Genomic DNA, 23,752 nt, shown 5'->3' with positions numbered 1-23,752 from the left:
TAATCAAGGGTTAGTTTTTTCCGGCATTAAAACCAGTTTCACATAGTTTTTATCCTGAATGTATTTTGCAGCAGCTTCCTGAACTGACTTTGTGCTGATGTGATTTAAAGCTGCATCATAATCATAAAACTGTGTCAAGGGTTCGTTGTTCATCAGCTGGGAAGCCAGGTAATCCATCCAGAATTCATTGTTTCTGGCACCTGTTTCCAGTCCCACTTTACGCGCGGCTTTAAACTTCTGTAGATTTTCCGGAGAAGGGCCTGATGTTCTCATTTTGTTCAATTCATCCTGCACAGAAGCAGTCAGTTTCTCTACATTTTTCGGTGCACAGTCGAAGGAAATGACCATAGCAAACCTACTCTTTGGATATTTGGATAAACTCAGTTGCACATTCGGGGTATAAGTTCCTCCCTCCTGATCACGAAGACGCCGCGTCAGACGAATAGTTAAGGCATCCGCTATTGCATTCATTTTAATTGTGTTCTCAAAATTGTAGTCGAAATCACCTGAATTGGCTAAGATCACACTTGATTTCTGCTCTGTGCCTTTATATACGGTTTTAGCAATCCGACCGGCAGGGATATTAATTCCAAGATCCTTAGCCTTTTCAACTGCTCCTTTCGAAGGTAGGGAGCCCAGGTATTTTTCCAATAAAGGTTTAACTTTTTCGGGATCGATATTACCTACAAAAAGGAAGGTAAAAGCAGCAGCGTTGGCAAAACGTGCTTTGTAAATCTCAAAGGCACGATCTAGCTTGATCGATTCCAGGCGACTGATGCTTTGCGGCTTTTTACGACTGCTGTAATTTCCCAAAACCAGGTTCACGCTGTCCATAAACACTTGTGATCGATTATCTTCTTTATTGATCAGCTGCTCTTTTGCTCTTCCGATCAGCATTTGAAAAGACTCCTCATCCTTGCGGGGTTCCATAAAATAAGCATGCAGCAGCTCCAGCGTAGCTGGCAAGTCTTCTTCCGAGGTTCTGCCGTTAAATCCCTGATACTGATCCAGTATAAAAGGGCTCAACTGCACCTTTCTTCCGGTCATGATTTTCCCCAGCTGCAGGGCATCATAATTACCAGCACCGGCCGCAGCAATAATATTTGCCGCATTCAAGGCGCTTTCATAATCCGCATCGCCAGATAAAGAAGTTCCTCCTGCTGCAAAGCCTTTGATCAGGATCTGATCATTCTGAAAGTCTGTTTTTTTCAACAATACCGTCATGCCGTTGCTCAGCTTAATCTTTTGAATACCAGCTTTTTTAACTTCTTCTACAGCGGTAATCTTTCCTGGAACAGGTGCTTGTCTCAGCAGCGGCAGGTCTAATTCCTCCTCCTCTACAGCTGGTAAGGTTTGCGTATATACACTTTCTATCCATTTCAGCAGGGTCGCTTCATCTGGAAGAAATGTTTTATTGTAAGCGGAGGATTTCACAATAATGTCCCGATTCTCCGCTTTCATATACTCCTTCATCAAGTCATTGATTTCATCCAATGAGATTTCCGGAAGTAATTCTTTGGTCAGTTCCGACTCTTGAATCATACCAGGTGAAGCATTGCCCCTTAAGAAATGCTGAAGATAAGGTTTGATCAATACTTCAGAACTGGTCTTATCTTTTTCTCTCAAAGCTTCATCCATTTGGAATTTATAGGCTTTTTTAACCCTTTCCAATTCTGACTTTGTAAAACCTTGTTCCTCCATCTGACGAAGTTCGAGCCATACACTTTTCAATGCCTGCTCGGTTTCTCCTGGCTTAGTGCTCAGGTTCACAGATAAGGAGGTTATTCCACCTGAAAGCGGGGTAAAACCGACAATCGGTAGTCTTCTAAACCGGATGCTCACCAGTTCCGCCAGCAATTTTTTCTTCAGATCCTCACGGTAATCTGCGTTGGTTCTGATGGTATCCGCCAGCTGTTTCTTCATGATGTCTAAGGAAACTCCAGTGAGGTCTGCATCTATGAACTGCATATATTGGTTTTTACCGGTCAGGCCAACACGATAAACCGGACGTTCTTTTGCATTTTCCGGATTTTTCAAGTCTGAGAATTTGGCCTTGATGTCTTTTTCCATCTGGTCTACATCCACATCTCCGACTACCAAAATTGCCTGAAGATCCGGACGATACCATTCCTTATAAAAACTGCGGATTTCTTCTGGGCTCACCTTTAGCAATACTTCTTCTGTTCCGATAGGTAAACGTGAACCATAACGGGAATCATTGGTATAAAAGGGAACACTTTTCTCTAGATAACGCTGTGATATTCCCTGACGGAAACGTTTTTCTTCCAGGATCACATGACGTTCACGTTCCACGTCTTCCGCTGCCATATTAGCATCCTGCGCCCAGTCTCGCATAATTTGCAGGCCATTAGCTAGCAATTCCGGGTTATCCGAAGGCAAAGGAAGCTGGTATACTGTTTCATCAAAACCAGTATTGGCATTGATATCTGCACCAAAACGTATCCCTGATTTTTCCAGGTAATTGGAGAGTTCTTTCTTAGGAAAATGCTTGGTTCCATTAAAGTTCATGTGCTCTACAAAATGGGCTATCCCCCTTTGCTGATCTGTTTCCAGAATAGAGCCCACTTTATTGGCCAGGTACATGGTCACCCTTTTTTCCGGTGTTTTATTTTTACGGATGTAATAGGTAAAACCATTCGGGAGTTTACCCATTCTTACTTCTGGATCCAGCAGCAGCAATTGTGCTTCCTTCGTCGTTTTACAGGCAAAAGGAATACAAAGCGCCGCAAGAAATAAAAAGCTTAAATATTTATATTTGATGAACATGATACGCTTATAAAGAAGATTTTTGAATGACCTGATCGTTGGCTTTAATGATGTCCACAATCTTTTCGTTTTCAATGATGATCATACCCTGTCTGTCGGTAGTAATACCGGAGGCCAGTGTATACGGATAGGTAGGAACGCCATCTTTCATGACCGTAGGCAAGAAAGAGAATTGCAGGTTATCACATTCTTTTCCTAACGCTTCTCCCACTTCAATAATGTGTGTAGAGACCACAAAGAAACTGTTCCTATTTGCTGCAAAAGCTTTTGTAACCGCTAATGTGGCGTCGTAAGCATCTTTTACGTTGGTTCCTTTAAACAACTCATCAAAAAGAACGTAAAGATCCAGGGATTCGCTTACGGCTTTGGCCACAGTTTTAGTGCGCAATACTTCTGCATAAAAATGGCTGTAACCCATATCCAGATTATCGGAAACGTTGATCGAAGAGAATAAACCATCTTTCACTGAAAACACCATGCTTTTTGCTGCTACAGGGAAACCCATGTGGGCGAGGTAAACAGCGATTCCCATAGACTTCATGAAGGTAGATTTCCCGGCCATGTTTGCACCGGTTAAAAACAGGACGTTGCGATCCTTCGTTAAATGCAGGTTATTCGCAATCCCATTCCTCAATCCGGGATGGCGGAAAGCCTGCATATTCAAGACCATTTGATCGCCAGGTAATGCTGTAGCATACACAAAATCATTTTCGGCGGCAACTGCGGCTACACCTGCAAATACATCCAGTTCATAAATGAGTTTCAGCAATGTTTCCATCTGGTTCATCATCGCATGACGAATGACATGATCGTTTTTGATCAGCTGGATCAAGGAAGGCTGCTCCGCTCCTTTAGTAAGAATAGCCTGTAACCTGGCATCCTGAAGGATATTTATGGCCGTATCCAGATTTTGCTGATACACGCCAACACCAGCTTTTCCTTTCAGCTCAGCGAAGAACTCCTGAAATGCTTGTAAAACTTCAATTGTTACAGATTGTCCGGCTTGTAATTGCAGTAGCGCTGCACTATGGAATAGCGTTTGCTGAAATTTCTTAGTAAAGATGCTCCAGGCCACGCTTGGCAATGCTGCGCCTGCTCCTCCGGCTAAATAATCTTCCATCGACTCCACCTGTGAGCGGATCACTGGAAAAACCACCCGGTGCTGCTGGAAAAAAGCGAATAAAGCACTGCGTTTATTGATCAGTTCTGGATGATTCAAAGGCTGTGCAAACATACCTTCCAGTACCTGCTCTCCACCCCTGGTTTGCAGGCGATTAAACAGACTGTAGACAGATTGCTGTTTGAACTTTCCCTGCAAATTCAGATCCTCAATAGTTTGCTGATCAGCAGTAAGATTGGCCTGTGTTTTTTTAGCTTCTTTTTTACCGCTGATCAGCTCTAATACACCTTCATTGTTGATGATGATCATCCCATGTCTATCGTCGGTAATCCCTTCCGTTAGCGTATAGGTATAAACTGGTTTTCCATTTTCCATTCGGGTAGGCAAATAGCGGAAAATCATGTGATTACATTTCTGCTGTAAGACCGCTCCAGCTTCCATAATGTGTGTAGAAATCACAAATAACGAATGCGGCTTACCAGCAAATGCTTCCATAATGGCAATCGTCCCTTCATAAGCATCCTTCACATTGGTTCCACGAAACAGCTCATCAAACACAACAAACAGGTTCTTTCCGGCACCAAGTTCAACCGCTACTTTTTTTACCCTCAGTACTTCTGCATAGAAATGACTGGCACCCATGGCCAGGTTATCCGGCAGGTTAATGGTGGTGTACATGCCATCACATACGGAAAACTCCATTTGCTTTGCCGCAATTGGGAAACCAAGATGTGCAAGGTACATTGCAATGCTAAGTGATTTCATAAAGGTAGACTTGCCCGCCATATTGGCTCCGGTGAGGAATACAATATTGCTGTCTGGCGTCATCTCCAAAGCATTGGTCACCGGTTTATTCAGCAATGGATGACCTAAACCTATCAGCTTTAATCGGTTGGCATCACGCTTTAATGCCGTAGCAAAGCTGTAACCTCGTTCCTCAGCTACCCTGGCTATAGAAATATATACATCCAGGTGGTAAATGTGCTGCAGGATTTTCTCCATCAGCGGACGCTGCTGAAAGCGTAAAATATTGTCGTATTCTACAATTTTACCGGAAGAGATTTTGCCCTTTCCATGGTCTGTAAATATAATTTCCAATGCTCTGGAATTCACAAGTTCCAGGATTTTTTCTACTTCTTTACCGTAGGGATGATCGGTCACTTTTGGCTGAATTTCCAGCATAAAGCTTCTCAATCCCTGTAAGATTTCCGTTAATGCGGTGACACTTTCTCCGGCCGCTTTAAAATCTGCCATGCTAAAGCCCTGGTTAGAAAGGCGGCTGCGGGGATCAGTATTGGCCAGGTATCTTTCTGCTTCTTCAAAACGGTTTCCCTGCAAAGGAAAAACAGCTTTATTTCCCTGAAAATACCGTAGGATGGCCACCCTTTCATTGATCAGTTTCTCATCCGAAAGCGGATTTCGAAACAGGTCTTCCAGTAGTGCAGCCCCACCTTGGGTATAGGTTTTATTAAAAATATGGTAGATCGAATCACTCCCAGATTTGGAGAAGATATTCAGATCATCGATCGTTTGTTTATCAGTTATAAAGCTCATAATTATTTACGTTTTCTGCGAATCAGCAGCACCATTCCGAACAGGAGTATGGTGCCTGGAATCAGCCCATAATACAATATTTCTAAAGTGCCGACGCCAGTTTTCGTCAGCAGTAATTTGTTATCTCTGGATTCTGAACGGGACATATTTACAGGGAATTCCTGGTGGGCAAACCAGCTGAAAAAGCTGATGCCAAAAGTCCCGTTCAGCACCTCTATATTACTCCTGGTCAATTCTTTATTGCTAAAGAAATCAGCATCGCCGGCCACTATAATCCGTTGTTCCTTATTCTTCAATTTCCTGGTCAGCATCAATGCAGTAGGAAAAGCACCTTTTTGATCACCGCTTTTCGCATCGAACATTAAAGCCGCAGAATCCAGTACAAACTGTCCGTTTTTAATCCAGGCGATCTTTTCATTGGTCATTAAAAGCGGTTGGACTTGGAAAGCCTCGATATGCTGATCGCTTAACGCTGCTGCGCCAGGCATCGCTATTTTCGCCTTTTCTTTGTAAGCTTTTTCTAAATCAGCCGCCATGGTGACTGCCGCAGCGGCAAATGTTGGCGTCACCAATCCATAAGAAAAGTCTGTACTGCTTTGCACAAGAGTTCCTTCCAACATTTTTACGCCCAGGGAATCCAGTAAAGGATTTACTATGGATTGTTTACCTGGCTCTCCTGCCATCAACAGGTTACCACCATCTGCTATATATTTCTGAAGTTTGGCTTTTGCAGCCGGACTAAACTGAACTCTGGGATCACCAATTACCAATGTGGCAATGTCACTTGGAATCTCGCTATTCTCCAAAGAAACACTGTCTATATCAAAGCCAATATTGATCATCGAGGATCTGCCAAATTTATTATTTGCCAACATTTTATAATCCCTGTCGCCCAATTTATCCATGCTCCGCTGATAGCCATCTGTTGCAAAAACAACTTTTGGAGGAGTCACAATTAACCGTTTCATCGCTGCTGCGACTTCAGGCTCTCCCGGCCAGAAAGTAGCATCATCAAAAGTCCTTAGGAAAGTGGTTTTACCTTTATATTTCAGCTGGAATACCAGCCTGTCATTTTCGCCGCGCAAGTCTACCTGTTTACGGATCTCTTGCGGATTTAAAAATCCAGCAGTATCCATCTCGAATGCCTTGGCACGTTCTGAGAATAATGTTTTTAAGCTTTTCCCCTGATTCAAGATATAGAACTGAGGATCGCGATAATCATAATAATAAACCCATTTCAGGTTGATATTAGATTTGAAACGCAGGTAAGGTTCCCAGCGTGCGGTGGCCGGAATACGGCCAGCAGGTGCCGCAAAACTATAGGAACCATGTAGGCCATTCACATAAGCGGTCACTTCCAATGGCTCCTCGCCCATGGCTTTTAAAATCTCCTGAGTGGCTGGAACAATGGTATTGACTTTTGTATAGGTCGCATCATAATAGACAATTGCAGGCTGACGAGAACTTAGATACGCGACCGACAAGCCAATGATCAATACCAGCAGATACCTGCCCGCATGATAAAGAAATGGTTTGCTGACTCTACCCAGCTGTAATTTAACAATCGTAAAACCGAGAAAAATTCCTGCAACCACCAGGTAATAGATCACATCACGACTATTCAAAAGGCCGGCAACCATACGTTCCGCTCTGCTTGGCATGGAAAGACTGTAAGTCAGGTCGCGCACAAAATCCAGACTTTGTCCGAAATTACCGATGTAATTCATAAATGCCAGCAGGGCGAAAGTACAGATTGCTGCTACCACCTGATAAGTGGTTAAGCTGGACATAAATATCCCGATTGCCGCATAAGTGCTCAACAGTAAAAAAGTAACCAATAAGGCCACCAATGGGTGCGGATAGTCGAAATTCTCAATAAATAAAATCCCGACAATCAGGAAAAGCCCCATTAAAGCAATGATCACCAGGTTATATACCAGCATGGCAAGAAACTTCCCGTAAACGATCTGGCTCAATTTTACTGGCGAGGAGTACAGCAATTTAATCGTCCCGCTGCTGGTTTCCCTGCTGATCATTCCCATCGTCACCAGAGGAGTATATAAATACAAGCTGGAAAGAATGCCAAAAAAGATCCCATATGGAAGGTTCCCTACTTTGATACTGATGGTAAAAAATTTATCCGTCAGGAAAGAAAAAGCAGGAATGTATTGCTGGATATGTTGTATTTCGTCTATCGCCGGAATCAAGTCAAAGCTCATTTGCAGGAACAGGATCATAATGAGCAGCCAGGCTATTGGGGAATAAAATAGCAGGCTCAATTCCAGTCTGGCTATTTGTACTATTTTTTTCATTTGTGTGGTCGTACTTAATTAGAGAATCTGGACAATTGGGCAAAGGTTTCATCTAATGAACTCTTCTCCATATTCAGCTCGCGCAATCGCCATCCTTGCTTTGCACTTTCCAGCACCAGCGTTTCAGAGATGCTGCGATCGCCATTAAAATAGAGTCTGAGCTGTTTTTCAGTGAGGTATTCTACTCTGGTAATCCCTTCAATAGCCAGCAATGCATCAACCGCAGGCGCATTTTCCATCAGCGCCATCATGCTGTGTGGTGCCACATAATTGTCGAAAGCTTCCATGGTATCTGAAAACACAATCCTGCCGCTTTCAATCATCACGATCTGCTTACAGAGGTACTGTACTTCCGTCAGCACGTGAGTAGAAAGAATCACTGCACGTTCTGTGGCAATGTCTTTGATGAGACCTCGGACTTCAATGATCTGGTTGGGATCCAGTCCATTGGTGGGCTCATCAAATACCACCAGTTTTGGATGGTGAATGATGGCCTGAGCAATCCCTACCCTTTGCTTAAAACCACCGGATAAATTCTTGATCAATCGCTTGCTGATCTGTGTCAACCCACAGCGCTCTTTCACTTCATCCATGGCAAATTTCAGCTTTTTGCTATCTATAGAACGCAGAATCCCACAATGTCTGAGGTACTCATCTATCGTTAAATCCATATACAGCGGAGGAGTCTGCGGTAAAAATCCGATTTCCTGTTTAGCCCGTTCCGGCTCTTTACTCAGGTTGATCCCATTGATGATGACTTCTCCTGCGGTTTGTGACAGTACGCCGCAAAGAATATTCATGGTTGTAGATTTACCTGCTCCATTGGAGCCTAATAAGCCTACAATCCCACTCCTTGGGATCTCAATATTGATGTCACGTATAGCCCAGCTGGTACTATAACGATGCGACAAACCGCTAATACGAACGATTGGTTCCATAGTTAAATTGGATTAAGAAAATGTATTGAAGAGCAGGCTTAATAAAGCCTGCTTTGGTGTGTTAATAGTTGTCGAACAAAAAGGTTTTTTGTTTCAGCAGCTCGGAACTTTCCCCAGGCAAGCCAATCAGGGCAATGGTAAAATTCCTGAATCGCCATTTGTTCTCAGAAGGCTTTCCAAATTCTGCCGTGGTATAACTCGCAAGGAGCTGCTGTGTAGCCTGATCACGGAATTCAAAGGTATAGTTGCCGGTTTCTAAAGTTGCAGTATAACTTTTAAAGTCAGTCCTGTCTTTATAAGCCAATCCTTCCACTTCTTTACGTTCCCCATCCTTAATCAGGTACACACTGACAGGTTGACTTCCATAAGAAAGATTCATAAAGCGAACGCCAAATGTACTGTCTGCTGCCTGATGCGCAGGCGGAAGATAAGTGTCCAGCAGGTAATCAGGAGCCTCCTTTTTCCCTAGAAAATATAACGTATTGATACTGCCTTTTTTTAATTTAAGCTGAAGGTCAAATAGCGGTTTACTAGGCACCAGGGTATCTGGGTAGCTGTAAATTGCAAGCGGCTGATCTTCTTTGGTAATTGCATATTTGCCAACTAAATTAAAGGACCCATAATAAAATAGTGTAGCATCATAATAGCGATTTAAAGGTTCGGTTCCTCTAAAGCTAGGCAACAGCCTGAGCTCCCCAGGCATCGCATTAAATAGCGTGAGATGCGTAAGTACCGGTGCTTCTTCTGTTTTTTTGCAGGAAACAATAGCAAAGCACAGCAGGCTGATGAATAGTATATATTGAAATTTATAAGTTTTCATGTGGTTCAGTTTAGGAAGTTAATAACCCGGATTTTGAGTCAGTTTATTATTTGACTGGATCTCAGAAACAGGAATTGGATATAGCAACTGATAATCTCCTGCCCAAGGTTGTTTTATAGGAATAACAGAGAGCACATCATGTGCCTTTCCTGTTCTTTTCAGGTCTAACCAGCGGTGTCCCCATTCTACGAAAAACTCTGTTCTTCTTTCTTTCTCAATCGCGAGCACTACCGCTGCCTTGGAAAGCCCCATTGGGAGCTCAGTAACACCAGCGCGCGCACGAATGACGTTCAGATCGGCAATTGCCAGATCCAATTGCTGGTTACCAAGCGTTAAAGCTTCCGCCCTGATTAAGTATTGTTCTGCCAATCTGAGCATGGTATAATACTCTGTAATCGTCCCGTTGACCGCCGAATTTCCTAATCCTATTTTATATTTATTGATATAATAAGTAGTTGTGCCTACAAAGTCAATCGGCACCAGCCAGGAAGACTTTCTTTGGTCCTGATTTTCAAATGCCTGTACCAGCGCATCCGAAACACGGTAACCGTAATATTGACCGGCTATACCAGCAGGAAAAGCTCTGAAGGCATAACCTTCAGGGGTTGCATTTCCATGAGGACTCATCTTATTGCTATGCTGTAATTGCCAGATGGCTTCTTTATTATTCTTTAAAAACACCTCATTTAAATCCGACTTCAATTCAAATAATCCGCTTTGATCAATCACTTCTGTTGCTGCTGCAGCGGCATTGGCGTAATCTCCTGTATACAGGTAAACCCTGGCCAGCATTGCTGTTGCTGCCCATTTATTAGCACGAATGCGTTCTCCAATTTTTGATCCTGAAAAATCAGCAGTCAGGTTTGCTTTAGCATCCTGCAAGTCTTTGATCACCTGTGCATACACTTCTGCTGCAGGTGTCCGGGTCATCTTCGCAGTTTTATTAAAATCCGCTGAAAGTGCCAATGGTACATCTCCAAAAAGGTTCACCAGATAAAAATAGCTATAAGCCCTCAAAAACTTAGCCTCAGCAGTCAGCTTGATCCTTACCTCTGCATGTAATTTAGTAGAGGTAGAGGCACTGATCCCTTCAATAATGGCATTGGCATTGTAAATATTACTATAAGCAGTCACCCATAATGCGCGGGTAGTAAAGTCTTCTGTTGGTATTTTATTAATGTAATATGGACTGGGGCTACTGCTGGACATGCTGAGTTCATCAGCACCCATGCTACCCAAAGAAGTGGTTAAGCCATTTCCAAAATTAAGCCCCTCACTATTAATCAATTGTGAATAGGCGCCAGTCACTGCAGAATTGGCCTGATTGTCATTATCAAAAACCTTATCCGTAGTAATGGTATTGATCGGATCGGGAATGGCGATCATGTCCTTACAGGAAGCACACATCAGGATGATTGCAGCAAATAAAGTATAGCGGTTTAAATTTCTTTTAATTGTCATCTCGATAGGAATTAAAAAGTTACGGAAAGCCCACATAAATAGATTTTAGCAGGCGGAAGCGCCCCAAACTGCTGTACATCAGGATCAAAACCTGTGACATTACTGATCACAAATACATTCTGAGCATTCATATAAATCCTCAGCGATTCTGCGCCTAATTTTTTAGCCCAATTTTGATTTAAAGTATACGAAAGGGCCAGATTAGACAGTCGGACATAAGAAACACTCCTATATCGGCCATCAGAATTCGCAAACTGACTTGTTCCCTCATTAAACATCGTGGTTGCTTTTGGATACAAGGCATGGTCGCCTGGAGCCTTCCAATAATTACCGAGGATCTGTCTTGGTAGATTCCCTAAGTTTCCAGCATATACGTCTGAGTTGTAATTGGGATCAGAACCTATAAAACTGTTGTAATTGAAGGTGGTACTCAAGCTGAGGTTTTTATAACTAAAATTACTAGTCATTCCACCGGTAAGTTTTGGCGAAAGATCTAAGGCCACATATTGATCGCCATCACCTGCTAGTCCACCAGAATTCTGCTCTATACTACCATTCTGATTATAATCTTCCATCTTGTAAACTCCAGTCAGCGGATCTACGCCTAAATAATGGAAAAGATATTTGGTATTGATAGATTTACCGACTTTCAATTTATTTGCAAAAGGGGAATGCGCGATATCCGGATAAGAAACCAATATATTTTTGTTTCTGGAAGCAAACACTGCGACCGACCAGTTAAAGTTTTCGTTTTTAATCAGATCTGCATTTACCGTGAAGTCCCAGCCCCTATTGTCTACTACTGCAGGCCAGTTAGAAACCACAGCTGGGAAACCAGTATAAAGCGGTATAGGAAATTCAGTCAGCTGGTTGTCGCAGCGTTCCCGGTACAGATCAAACTGCACATTAATCCGGTTGTCTAAGAACCCGATTTGCAGGGCGCCTTCCATTTTTTTATTCACCTGCCATTGGTAATTTGGATTCAAGGCCAAAACACTGATGAGAGAACCGGATTCGTCATAATCAGGCAATGCATTAGCATAACCTTTACTTTTAGCCCATTGTGCCAGGTATTTATAGTCACCAATAGCATCGCTGCCCGTTAAGGCATAACTTCCCCTCAGCTTCAGGAAACTGATAAAGTCAGGAAGTGCTTTTCTGATCCCCTTTTCTTCCGTTAGGATCCAAGCGGCGCCAACAGAACCAAAATTACCGAACTGGTTGCCTGGACCAAATCGGGAGGATCCGTCTCTTCGAAAATTCAGGTTAAGGATATATTTCTCTTCCCATTTATAATTGATCCTGCCAAATACAGCAGCGTATTTATAATATCCAACATCTCCTGTAGGATTAAAAGTACCAGGCGCTAGAAAAATTGATTCGATGAAGTCATCGTTCTCATAGCCAATACCTGTGATAGAATTGGCCCTCGTTATATTTTTCTGGAGAGATCCCCCTAATAGTAGAGAAAGCTGTCCTTTGCTTATTTTCGTTCTATAGTCCAGCTGTGGTTCTACCAGCACATTCATATTGGTATTGCTGCCAAAAAATGACGATCCTGTGGGGTTAGTGATCGGATCCTGTGCTCGGATATAGCTCAGGTATTTATTGGTATTATTGCTGTAATTGTATCCAAAATTGGTAGAAAAATTCAGGTTATCCAGGATCTCATAACTCAATCTTAAATTACTGGTGATCATATGAGTATCAGAAAAATACGGATTATCCAATACACCAAAAGGAAAGCTTACTCTTGATTCAGGAGATGATCTCCATGGACCAAAATTAAAGAGGCCATCAGGTCCATAAATATCAGGAGCATTGGGTGGCAAAGTACCCATACTAGGAAAACCAGTAGTATTGACGGTGGTATAGGTATACATCCCTCCAAGATCTATCTTAAACTTCCGATCTGCAGTTTTATGCCCCAGGTTAAAGGCTAGTCCAGCCCTTTGGTTGCTTCCTGTACTGGTTAGGATTTCGGTTTGTTTTCCATAATTAGCACCCAGGCGAAATTGGGTTTGCACATCTCCACCAGTTAAACTCATGTTCACATTAGACTGTTTACCAATATTTCCCCAAAGTAATTTTTGCCAGTCGGTCTGTTTATTTTGGTCCCAAAGCACCAGGTCAGGTGCGTTGATGAAGTCAGGAATGATATTGTCATTTTTAAACGCTTCTCTTCTGATTTGCAGGTATTCTGGTGTAGTAAGTACATCCCAGTGTTTGGTGACTTCAGAAAAAGCCTGCTCCACGCCTATTGAAAATTTGGTCGCCCCTGGTCTGCCTTTTTTGGTCGTAATCAAGATGACTCCATTGGCTGCCCTTGAACCATAAATCGCAGTAGCATCACCGTCTTTCAAGACTTCGATACTTTCAATATCTTTACTATTGATGTTAAACATCGGACTCTGACCTCCTGTAGGGGAACGAATATTCTGAGTAATTCCAGAAGAACCTGTCTCGTAACTAGATATTCCACCCACTTCCAGGTTATTTTGAGGTACCCCATCGATCACGTACAAAGGATCAGAAACGAAATCATTATTGACTGATTTTCTTCCTCTGATTTCTACTTTTACCGGGCTGCTCGCATAACCATTGGTTGGGGTCACAATCACGCCAGGAATCCTTCCCTGTAAAGCCAATAAAGGATTCATCACCGGCTGTTGTTCTAACTCTTTGGAAGTAATCCTGGAGATATTACCGGTACTTAAACGACGGTCTGTGGTCCCATAAGCCTGCACCATTACTTCATCCAAAAAGGAAACTGATGGCTCCATCATGATGGTCAGGTAAAAGCCTGCGGCGGTTTTCACTACACTGATATCTTTAGAAAATGAACTGGTATTTGGTGCCATTTTTTCAAATTCCCCCAACCTGACCTGTACGGAATCAAATCCTACAGAACTAAAGGTAATGACCGTATTTTCTTCTAGCTTAGGCAGGAAAAATTCCCCCTTAGCATTAGAACCCACGTTTATTTTTCTATTCTTGACTTTAAGTGTAACTCCACTTAGGGGTTCATTCGTCTTTTTATTGACAATATTTCCGCGGACTTCTATATCACCGGCAAAAATTGCAGCAACACGATCCATGATCGTCGGTGCTTTCGCCCTCAGCAAAACGGTTTTATTTTCAATCTTATAAGTGATCGGCTGCTCGTTAAAACACTTTTCCAGGACCTCTTCTATCGATGCATTTCTCACAGAGATAGAGATCGGTTTGCTGGACTTAATCAATGCTTCACTAAAAAGGAAATCATAACCACTTTGCGATCGAATGTTCTTTAACACCTTCTCCAATTGGGTATTTTTGGTATTCAGGGTAATGCGCTGAGCGAAACTACTCGCACTTACCTGCATCATGGTCGCTATTAAAATAACAGTGGTGAATCGCATCATTAGCAAAACTTTATGGACATACTTTTTCAGTACGGGTTTGTTCGTATAGGTTTTATACATTTCATCTGGTTTAGGACAAATTCTTAGCGGCCGATGAAACCGTAACATTGTAATAACTCACAATATTTGCTAAGTTTGTTTGTCTGGTTTAGTTGATAGGATCTCAAATTTTTATGAACGTATCCAGCATCGGTCAGGGGTGTTTCCAGCACTTCTGACCTCTTTTTTTGGATTACGTTTTAAATAGTATCTATTTTTTAACGATAATCCTCCTTCCTTCAATTTTAAAGTGGACATTCCCTGTATAATCAAGCATATTCAACAACTCAGAGATATTTTTATCCCTGGAAATCTCGCCTTTGAATTTAAAATCAGGATCTGGCTGGGTTTCATAAACTACCTCCACATCGTACCATCTGGAAACTTTAGTCATGATAGACTGCAGGTTTTCATTGAATTTGAAATACCCATTTTTCCAGGCCAGTACATCTTCGAGGTCTACATCATTGATCACTTTCATATATCCCGGAGCAACCTGTGCCTGCTCGCCAGGTTTCAGAATCAGCGATTCGATCCCCTTAGCAGTATTGTTTCCATTGGCGGAAACTTTCACACTTCCGGATAGCAAGGTGGTTTTTACGGTTTTCTCATCTTCGTAAGACATGATGTTAAAATGAGTCCCCAATACTTCCACCGTCTGCCCTTTTGCCAGAACACGGAATGGAGATTTTTTATTGTGGAAGATTTCAAAATAGGCCTCTCCTTTTAATTCTACTTTTCTTTCTTTAGCAGCAAAACTTACAGGGTACTTTAAACTGGAAGAAGCATTTAGAAATACTTTTGAGCCATCTGGCAGCATCACCTGCCACTGGCCGCCTCGTGGTGCTTCAATGGTATTGTATTCCGAACTCCTTTTTCCGGAAGCATTTGGAGCAATCTGATAAATCAATTGTCCGTTTGCAGTTTTACTGATGGTTACCCCCTCCTGCTGCGCCAGCTGTCCATTCAGCGCATCAGTCAGGCTAATTTTCCTTCCGTCAGAAAGTGTCAGCACCGCTTTATTTTTACCAGGATGAATGTCATTTTTAACGATCTGAGGCCCAGCAGCATTTTTATAATCACCATAGAACCATATTGCCGTCGTCGAAATCAATACTACAGCAGCGGCGGCAGCTATACTATAACGCCAAATTGATTTTCTTGAAGGGGGGAAACCGACATTGCGTTCAATTATAGGGCGTTCAATTTGCTGGTCAATATTTAGCCACATCTGTTGTTTTACCTTCAGATAGTCCAGGTTTTCAGGCTGCTGCTGCTGGATCTCAGATTGCTGAACAAACCAGTTTTCGACCAGGCGGATTTCTTCCTTGGAGGCAATGCCTTCATTATACTTCCTGATCAATTCCATTGCCTGTTCTTTATTCATCTATTTGTATCAGTTTTATCCCTGATTTATAGTAATAGCCATGAAAAGCCCTCAGGGCGTAGATGAAAATGATAAAAAATAGAAAATAATTGCAACCAACTGATTTTCAGTGTTAAATATTTCAGTTTCTTTTGGAAAGTTCAATGATAATTAGTCCGATTGGGGCATATACGGCTAATTTTGAACGAAGAATCTTCAAAGCGTTGTTGACTTGCTTTTTTACAGTTTGGTGGGAAAGACCCAGTTTATCGGCAATTTCCGCATGGGAAAGGTTATCCTTACGGCTCATTTCGAATATGATCCTCATTTTAGGAGGCAATTGATCAATCTCGCGCTGTACAATAATTTTCAGTTCACGCTCATCAATGTCCTGTATGGTTTCCATGCTCACTTCCGACGCATATTTTGCTAAAGAAGCAATATGGTCGTTTTTAAGCTGGTTACGTTGTATGAATTTCAGCACACGGTTTCTGGCACCGACGTAAAGGTAGCCAGCAATGTTATTGTCTTCCTGAACCAACTCAGGTTTATCCCATAGGCCCACAAATAAATCCTGGACCAGGTCTTTAGATGGCTCTTCGTCCCTTAACATTTGATTTACTTTGTAAAACATCAGCACTGCGTATCTATTGTAGATCTCTGCAAAGGCCTCATGGTTCCTGTCTTTTAAAAGAAGGACCAATTCAGAATCCGTAAATTCAGAATACATTTTCATTATAACCGGTATTCCATGCCCCCCAGCATTTTAAAAAGAATAAAACAAGATTTGAGAATTAGGGATGGTGGTTGTCATTTAGCTAACAATAGCATCATCCCCTCTTAACAAACGTACATAAATATTTTTTACGATCACAACTGAATTTGTGAAAGCTGAAATCCAATATTTCCCTGAAACTGATCAGCGACAATTAAAAACATTTCATTAACTTCCATGCTATGAAGGTTAGCAAGCACTGAATTTCAGTTTATTTGGCCAGCAAATCAGTTACTTTTCCATCTACTTTATTATTGCCTAACTCCACTCCGATGACCCTTTCAAAAAGCACCCGCTTTTTATTAAAATGAAAGGCTGGATAGGCGGTATTGGTCCTAATGATATTATTTTTAAAAGTGATGCCATCTACTGATTTTGCATACAATACCGGCTGATCAAAAGTGTCAAACTTATTGTTTTCTATCTTGATACCTGAATGAAAGTATTTCATTTGATTTTTAAGATCTGGAACCTCTGGATAAATCGAAATGATCGCATTAGTAAATTGATACATACTGGTCAAAGCATTGATAAAGGTATTGTTACGAATGGTAATGTCTCTGCAAGATCCGGTTTCATACCAGCCGTTGCTATCACCGCAAAGTACAATGGCACTGCCCGAAGTATGATCAAATAAGTTATCTGCAACCAGTGTTGGTTTTGGTGTACTGAACAAGGCTCCTCTTGCCCTGTTGTTGCGGATGGTATTGCCTGTAAAAACTACTGATGGTGTCCAGGATAAATTTTCAATACCCACATCTGTTTTCGAAGGATCAATCTCCTTGCCCAGCGCATTGGTAAACTCGATTTTAAACTCTTTAATTGGATCCTGAGGATTAGCTCTTATCGGTGTAATTGAAGCAATGGTGTTTTTAGCATCCCATAGGTCCATGGTTTTAGATTGGATAAATTGAACCGTATCCTGTACATTACCCCAGTCGAAACCAAAAGACTGTCCTTCCATATACCTGCCAATCAGCGTATGATCATCCAATCTTTTCATCATTTTCAGATAGGTACCGTGGATGTTGATCGCATCATCCATCATCCCTTCATACAATCCGTTTTTCGATACAATTGTTCCTTTGCATCCAGAAAAGTGAGTAGCATCTGCCTGAGTAGTAAAATATCTAGGGTCATTTTTACCCCTTAAACACACCCCAAAACCATCCATATAAATGTTTTCGGTCAGCTGCGCTAAAAGTCCCATACCCTCTGCATAATGAACTTTCACATTTTCAAGATGGATATCCTTGCCTTTGTGTACAAAAATGCCTGGATTAGGACGGCCCCAGCTTCTCATAGCGATGACTGTTCCAGGGATCAGTTTTTTATTTTTCCAGTGGTGTGCCTTGATCTTTCCAGGGGAAAGCTCAGACACGCCTTTAGTCCCGACCCTGATATCTCCGCTATCAAAAATGATGTGCTTAGTACCGTTTTCGAAAGCGATACCCGAGTTTGGCTGCATCTCCCAGTCTTCACCTACATTGAAGAAAGTGCTGTCTTTTATTTTATATTTTACCCATGGAGCAGTTTCAAAAGTGATGCTTCCTTCTGCGGCGTCATTGGCAATAATCTTTACCTGCGTAATTTGTGGTTTCTCAAAATCGATGCTTAGGTTCTTGATCTTCACATTGCTGCTTTCAATTAATGCTAGAGGAAGCATTCTTCCATAAAACATCAAATCTGCCCCATTACCATCCAATGTGATGTTCTTGAATTGATCTATTTCGATTCCAACTGTCTTTGGGTTCAGCTGATCATGATTAGAGATATAGTATTCTCTTTTTACAGCTCCTTCCGGATAAAACTGATACTTCCCCTTTTGAAACTGAATCACTACAGTTTCCTGATCAGTCGTTTTACCCTTAATCTCCTTTAGTAATTTCCCTAATAAAGGAGTAATGTTTCTTCCAGTGTTGGGTTTTATGCCATAAGCAGAGAGCCTATACACTTTCGTGGTAGTTTGCGCGGTTAATGGTGGTATTAAGCTGAAAGTTAATAAGACCAGTAAAATAGTTTTCTTCAATTGGCTAGGTTAAATTGTGTTTAAGAAATATTAGAACCCTAAAACTACGATTTTAGCATTAAAAATTTAACCGGCACTATTCATTACAATAAACCCATTGGCCAGAACAAAGAAAAATAAACCAGGAAAAGGCAGATCATACCCAGATTTTAAGACAAAGGCTTCCCTGCTAGATGGATCAATTTATCCTTTAACACATGGTATTCTCTTTCCAGCTGCCGGAACGCCTTGGTTTTGGGGATGTCCTCCGCAGCATCCATTCTTTTTTTCTGATAAGCTGCAGATACCTGATCAAACCGCGTTTTTATGAGATTATAATGCGCTGCATCTGCTTTTTGCTGTGCCGTTTCCGCGGCGCCATTTAGGTTTCCTGCGTAAAGGCTGTCCGAAATTAATTTGCCATTAGCCGATTTCAAGCAGATATAGATCTCCATCTGTTCCTCCATCATCCAATCTTTATCAAGTGGAATAAAACAGCCTCCATCAACTCTTTTCCCAGCATTCAGGAAGGCACTTGCCTTATTTCTGCCTGGATGGTTCACCATGACCATCATGATGTCATCAGTATCCGCATTTTCATTATAGTCGGAATTCCAGGTTAAATTGATCCCATGCTCGCCTTTACTGATGTTCAGGTCCTTGATCAATTCCAGGCTTCCCCGGCTAAGCACAACTTTTTCATAATCTATCCTTAAATTGGGATATTCACCGGTTAAAGCGTGTTTTTTGTTGTAAGAAGTAGCCAGATTATGGGGATTTCGTATCGTTCCTGCTGCCTCCAGCTTGAAACTGACATTGATAAAATTAGCCATTGGTTTCAGCAATTCCATAGTCACAGCCATTGCCTGACGATTGGCCAGCTGTTTTATCGTAGGTTTGCCTGCCTTACCAATCAACCGACATACTCCCTGTCCGTTTAACATATAAAAAACCATATTTCCTATTTTCCCAGAAGGGTGGCCATAGGGGCCTACATTAAATTTTGCCATGATGAAGAGATTTATTAAGGTGAATTAATCTTTCAGCAAGATACTAATAAAAAACACCAAAAACCTACTATAATCATTATAAATACTAATGATATTAGTTCTCAATAGGTGTATCTTAAAAGAAGCATACTCCCTCCTTGAGAGGCAAATTCACCTATATAGGCCCTAGCAACCTACCGCATAAGCTGATCAAAGGATCCCCAAACAATTATAGCTTTCAAAGCTGAAAATTGGTGTTTTTAAAACTATTGATTCAGCAATGGTTTTACTTTCTTCAGCATGTCATCAGCTGTGGTCTTCGACAATGATTTGATGTCAAAAATCTCCAGGGCCTTATTGAGGTCATTTAACTGTTTTGTCTGCTTATTTTTAGCATAAACAGCTCTTAAATATTTGATTTTCTCAAAATCCTGGCCGCCTTCAATAAGTTTCTCGAACCGGATAGAACTCAAAGGCCCCGGGTAAACCATGTAAGTATCGCCTGCTGGCCAGGTGATAAAACGGCTATCTTTTAGCGGATCTTTTGTCCAGCTGTTATAAGCCCATCGTAAATATCCTTCCATATTTTTGCTTGCCGTATACCAGCCAATCCAAACGCCTTCTGCCGGTGAAGAGAAAGTAAAGCCATTTGGATAAGGCTCCGTACAGCAGGTATACCAGGTGCTCAGCTGACCTTTTTCCTTACGTTTCGCCAATGTAGCTGCCGGGAACTCCCACCTTGAAGCCACACAATACACATCAATATCTTGTTCTATTTCCGGATGATAATCTCCAGCCAAGGCAATTTTCCAGTTTTTATCGGTCTCTTTTAATAATTTGATGACAGATTTCATCGCCTCCATTGGTCTTTCGTCCATGGCAATATAAGTTTTGCTGAACCATCCTTTTTGTTTCAAATGTTGTGTAAAATCAACTAGCATCGTCTTCCAGAAAGCATGATAACCTGGTGTACCAATCGCATCCGTAAACACCGCTTCTTTTTGCGCAGCTTCGTCGTAATAAGTGAAAGCGATTTTCCATGGTACCATACTGTAACAGTTGATACGTTCGGTAATGCCGCAATCCATTACAAAGGAGATGTATTTATCAAATAAACTGTAATCGTATGTCCAGGAACCATCCTTTTTCTTGGTCCACTTTACCAAACTCGGATAATCATCATAAGTTTGATGTCCCCAAGGCTCATTTACGATACTCGCAGTAATCGTTTTTTGACCTGCGTCCGCCAGCATGGTATAGTAATCTTTCATCAATGAAAAATGTTCCTCGCTCCACAATTTTGCATTGTGCACACGGGCTATAGCCGCTGGATGCTGCCATAAGTCTAGATCATATTGCCATTTATCAGGCGCTGGCAATGTCTTGTTCAATACCTGAACCATGACCGCTAAAGCATATTCCTGATCCCCTTTTACCTTGATGGTGCCTTTATAATTTCCAGCAATGGTGTTTGCTGGTACTTTGATACTCAACCAAATTGGCTGGGTGCTATTTTTTTTCAGTACTACTGATTTAGTTTTTGTGTCAATGGCATCGGCAACATAAGAAGAATCGAAATCCTGTGGCTTTCTGTGGCCGCAGCCATCTCTGAATTCATCAGTAATGACATAATCCAGGAAGCCAGCGGTCAGGTTTTCCTTTTTAATCACATGGCCTTGTGTATCTTTCAGGTCTTCCAGCTGTACACTGATATTGTTCAAATCTTTGTTTGTCCATACCAGTATTTGTGTGTGTATTTTTTCGCCTTTCCAGGCTTTTGCTGCCCAAGCTTTTTGCACTATTATTTTTGCTGGCAGTTCTCTTGCAAAACGTACATTAGAGGAGGCAAAACTCACATTTAATCCATTGGGTTCTTTAGCCCACTCCTCTTTGAGAATCTGAGGATTTACCAAAGGTTTTTTTTGCAGTGCTAAGCTGGCGTCCTGAGCCTTAATGTTTAAACAAAAGAAGGATAGACAAATAAAAAATAGCTGTTTCATAGGCCTAAGTTAGCCAATTAGGGAACAAGGAAAAACGGCGACTGTATCAGGACTGTTACGCAAGCGTTTGTTTAAATGTAACAATATGGATAGGTTTTATTTGTATTTAAATTTAGACTTCAGCAGGATTGCTGCTTTCGTATACCCTCCTTCTGATCCATCTACAAAATGAACATGCCCTTCTTCCAGATCACGAACATAACAAGACATGATCGCATCATTACTAATATTTACTCCGTATTTAACCTCTCCCGCCTTTTCTAGTTCCTCCAAAGCACTCAGTAGTTTCAATCTTTGCCTGTCATCCCCGGAAATCACCGTATTAATTTTACCATCAATCACCAAGGTATCAGACATTTCTACCAATCGGTTCAGGTAGTTCTTGCCCGGTTCGGTATAAAAATAGACATAACCATATAAATTGGTCAGCCAGGTACGGATCAGTTCAACGAAATTCAGCGAACCCGTCCTTGCTCTCAGCTCCAGATTCAGGCGGTTAAAAGTAGTTTTCAGTTTGAGTTTTGCTACTGAAATTGGCTGCCGCTTCTTCGGTTCCCCATAAATATCATCTAATAAAGTAAATACTTTACTAAATACGGCCGACTGCTCATGACCATTACCAGCTACAACCAACAGGGTAACCACCTCAGTACTATTTTCAGGAGGTCCAATTTTATCCCAACGGCACTGCATTCCGCTCAGGTCCAATTCAGTTGCAATCGCCTCCAATGGGTTAAACAAATAATCTTCGGCTTTGATCAGTCGTTCTGCATAATTCAAGCCTGTTCCAAGAACCACAGGAATAGAAAACGAGCTCGAAATATGGAACTTACTGATCCGAAGTTCTTGTCCCTGGCCATAGATCTCCTGCACAGGGACTGTACCCACTCGGAGATGGAGTCCAAAATTAAGCTGCACACTTTCTTTATAAAGCAGCAGCAAATCCATTAGCGCAGTTACTACCGACGGGGGAACGATAAATGTGGCACCATCCCCGCCAAAAAAGAAAGGGACTGTAATGCCGCTTTTGAAAACGAAATTCAGCACTGCGACAATACTGCCGGTCGCTAGAAAGTTAACCGTTTCATGCTGTCCATCCTGTATCGCTTGAGTAGATCCTTTGATGTCGCTGATGATCACATGCCAGTCCGCAGGCACCTGCTCAAACAAACTTGTAGTTTTCAACAATTCGGGCAGAGACAATTTATGCTCTGGTAAATGATGATAAAATAAATCACTGGCTACCTGCATACTTAAAACAATAGTTGGGTTGCTTTGAAATTACAACAAATCCTCCATAAAACACAAGGATCACTGCAAAGATGAAAAAACGTCTCCACTATAGTCCTGAAACCTTTAATCCATTCCGCAGCTGATTGGTCTTTAAATATTGAATTAGCGCAGCCGGATGATCCGTTTGCAGGCCCTGAATCCCTTTATCCATGGCCGCTTTCCATTTTATCGGATCTTCATTTGCCATTTGCACATCTAAAAAGATCGACAATCCATTTTCCCTCATCGCCTCCACAAGCATGGGATTCGGAATATTGTCTGTCGCTTCCAAAGGCATTTGCTGAAGAACTGCCGCTAGCTCTTCTTTTGTTTTGATACTTTTTGGCAAGCCAGACATCAATGGCAGCTGTGGAGCCAATGCACGCCAGGATTTATAATCGTCTGTTTTGTTGATATAAACCAATACTTGTTTTTGCATCCCAGCAGCCTGAATTTCCTGGTAGGCCTTCAAAACATTAGCTGCTTTAAAATCCAGATAAATGTTAATCCGGTTCTTGCAGGTCTTTAAGGCCTCTATAAAACCTGGCACACGATACTGCTTACCATCCTTCACATTCAAACTTAGTTTTTGAACTTCATCCAGGGTTAAGTCTTGAATTCTACCTTTTCCATTGGTAGTTCCATCTACGGTTTCATTGTGCATTAAAACCAAATGCCCATCACGGGTGGTCCGAAGGTCTATTTCTACATAATCAACGCCAAGTTCAATCGCTTCTTCCATCGCGGCGATGCTATTTTCGGGTTTTACCAAATGGCTTCCCCGGTGGGCAATCACGATAAAGCCATTTTTACATTTAGGCAGCGGCACGATGGTCCGCTGTCCAAATGTAATAGAAATGAAGCTCATCAAGATCAGTGTTAAAAAAACTTTTTTTAGATTCATGAT

14 protein-coding genes are annotated in these 23,752 nt (G+C 41.8%); all 14 read right to left on the bottom strand.

What is annotated here, in order from left to right; genetic code table 11:
* Window positions 1-3 precede the first annotated feature (3 nt).
* Window positions 4-2,787: a pitrilysin family protein gene (locus tag H9X96_RS04310; RefSeq protein ID WP_187665110.1), complete on the bottom strand. Its 2,784-nt coding sequence runs from the start codon at window positions 2,785-2,787 to the stop codon at window positions 4-6.
* 7 nt (window positions 2,788-2,794) lie between these two features.
* Complete coding sequence (locus tag H9X96_RS22830; protein WP_255430987.1) at window positions 2,795-5,461, bottom strand: hypothetical protein; 2,667 nt, start codon at window positions 5,459-5,461, stop codon at window positions 2,795-2,797.
* 2 nt (window positions 5,462-5,463) lie between these two features.
* Window positions 5,464-7,773 (bottom strand): Gldg family protein, encoded by a 2,310-nt coding sequence (locus H9X96_RS04300; RefSeq protein WP_187665109.1) that lies wholly within the window; start codon window positions 7,771-7,773, stop codon window positions 5,464-5,466.
* A 14-nt stretch (window positions 7,774-7,787) separates the two neighbouring features.
* Window positions 7,788-8,711, bottom strand: a complete 924-nt coding sequence (locus tag H9X96_RS04295) for an ABC transporter ATP-binding protein (RefSeq protein WP_187665108.1) — start codon at window positions 8,709-8,711, stop codon at window positions 7,788-7,790.
* Between the two features lie 61 nt (window positions 8,712-8,772).
* On the bottom strand, window positions 8,773-9,531 hold the full coding sequence (locus H9X96_RS04290) for a DUF4397 domain-containing protein (protein ID WP_187665107.1): 759 nt from the start codon (window positions 9,529-9,531) through the stop codon (window positions 8,773-8,775).
* An 18-nt stretch (window positions 9,532-9,549) separates the two neighbouring features.
* Window positions 9,550-10,992 (bottom strand): RagB/SusD family nutrient uptake outer membrane protein, encoded by a 1,443-nt coding sequence (locus tag H9X96_RS04285; RefSeq protein WP_187665106.1) that lies wholly within the window; start codon window positions 10,990-10,992, stop codon window positions 9,550-9,552.
* Window positions 10,993-11,003: 11 nt separating this feature from the next.
* A complete protein-coding gene (locus H9X96_RS04280) occupies window positions 11,004-14,396 on the bottom strand; it encodes a SusC/RagA family TonB-linked outer membrane protein (RefSeq protein WP_187665105.1) in 3,393 nt (1,130 codons plus the stop codon).
* Window positions 14,397-14,646: 250 nt separating this feature from the next.
* A complete protein-coding gene (locus H9X96_RS04275) occupies window positions 14,647-15,822 on the bottom strand; it encodes a FecR family protein (protein ID WP_187665104.1) in 1,176 nt (391 codons plus the stop codon).
* A gap of 121 nt (window positions 15,823-15,943) precedes the next feature.
* Entirely contained in the window at window positions 15,944-16,537 is a 594-nt protein-coding gene (locus H9X96_RS04270; protein WP_187665103.1) for an RNA polymerase sigma-70 factor, read from the bottom strand.
* A gap of 250 nt (window positions 16,538-16,787) precedes the next feature.
* Window positions 16,788-18,605, bottom strand: coding sequence for a hypothetical protein (locus tag H9X96_RS04265; RefSeq protein WP_304622249.1), 1,818 nt, complete (start codon window positions 18,603-18,605; stop codon window positions 16,788-16,790).
* A gap of 149 nt (window positions 18,606-18,754) precedes the next feature.
* Window positions 18,755-19,594, bottom strand: a complete 840-nt coding sequence (locus H9X96_RS04260; RefSeq protein ID WP_187665102.1) for a DUF6266 family protein — start codon at window positions 19,592-19,594, stop codon at window positions 18,755-18,757.
* 245 nt (window positions 19,595-19,839) lie between these two features.
* Entirely contained in the window at window positions 19,840-21,573 is a 1,734-nt protein-coding gene (locus H9X96_RS04255; RefSeq protein ID WP_187665101.1) for a DUF4091 domain-containing protein, read from the bottom strand.
* A 96-nt stretch (window positions 21,574-21,669) separates the two neighbouring features.
* The gene (locus H9X96_RS04250; RefSeq protein ID WP_187665100.1) at window positions 21,670-22,824 is read right to left on the bottom strand and encodes a DUF3095 domain-containing protein; all 1,155 of its coding nucleotides are present in this window, start codon (window positions 22,822-22,824) and stop codon (window positions 21,670-21,672) included.
* A gap of 88 nt (window positions 22,825-22,912) precedes the next feature.
* Window positions 22,913-23,749, bottom strand: a complete 837-nt coding sequence (locus H9X96_RS04245; protein WP_187665099.1) for a glycerophosphodiester phosphodiesterase family protein — start codon at window positions 23,747-23,749, stop codon at window positions 22,913-22,915.
* Between the last annotated feature and the right edge of the window lie 3 nt (window positions 23,750-23,752).

The organism is Pedobacter sp. N36a (genome assembly GCF_014472395.1).
Classification (GTDB): domain Bacteria; phylum Bacteroidota; class Bacteroidia; order Sphingobacteriales; family Sphingobacteriaceae; genus Pedobacter.
The sequence above is the reverse complement of the archived record's forward strand: the minus strand, read 5'-3'. Positions and strand labels throughout refer to the sequence as shown.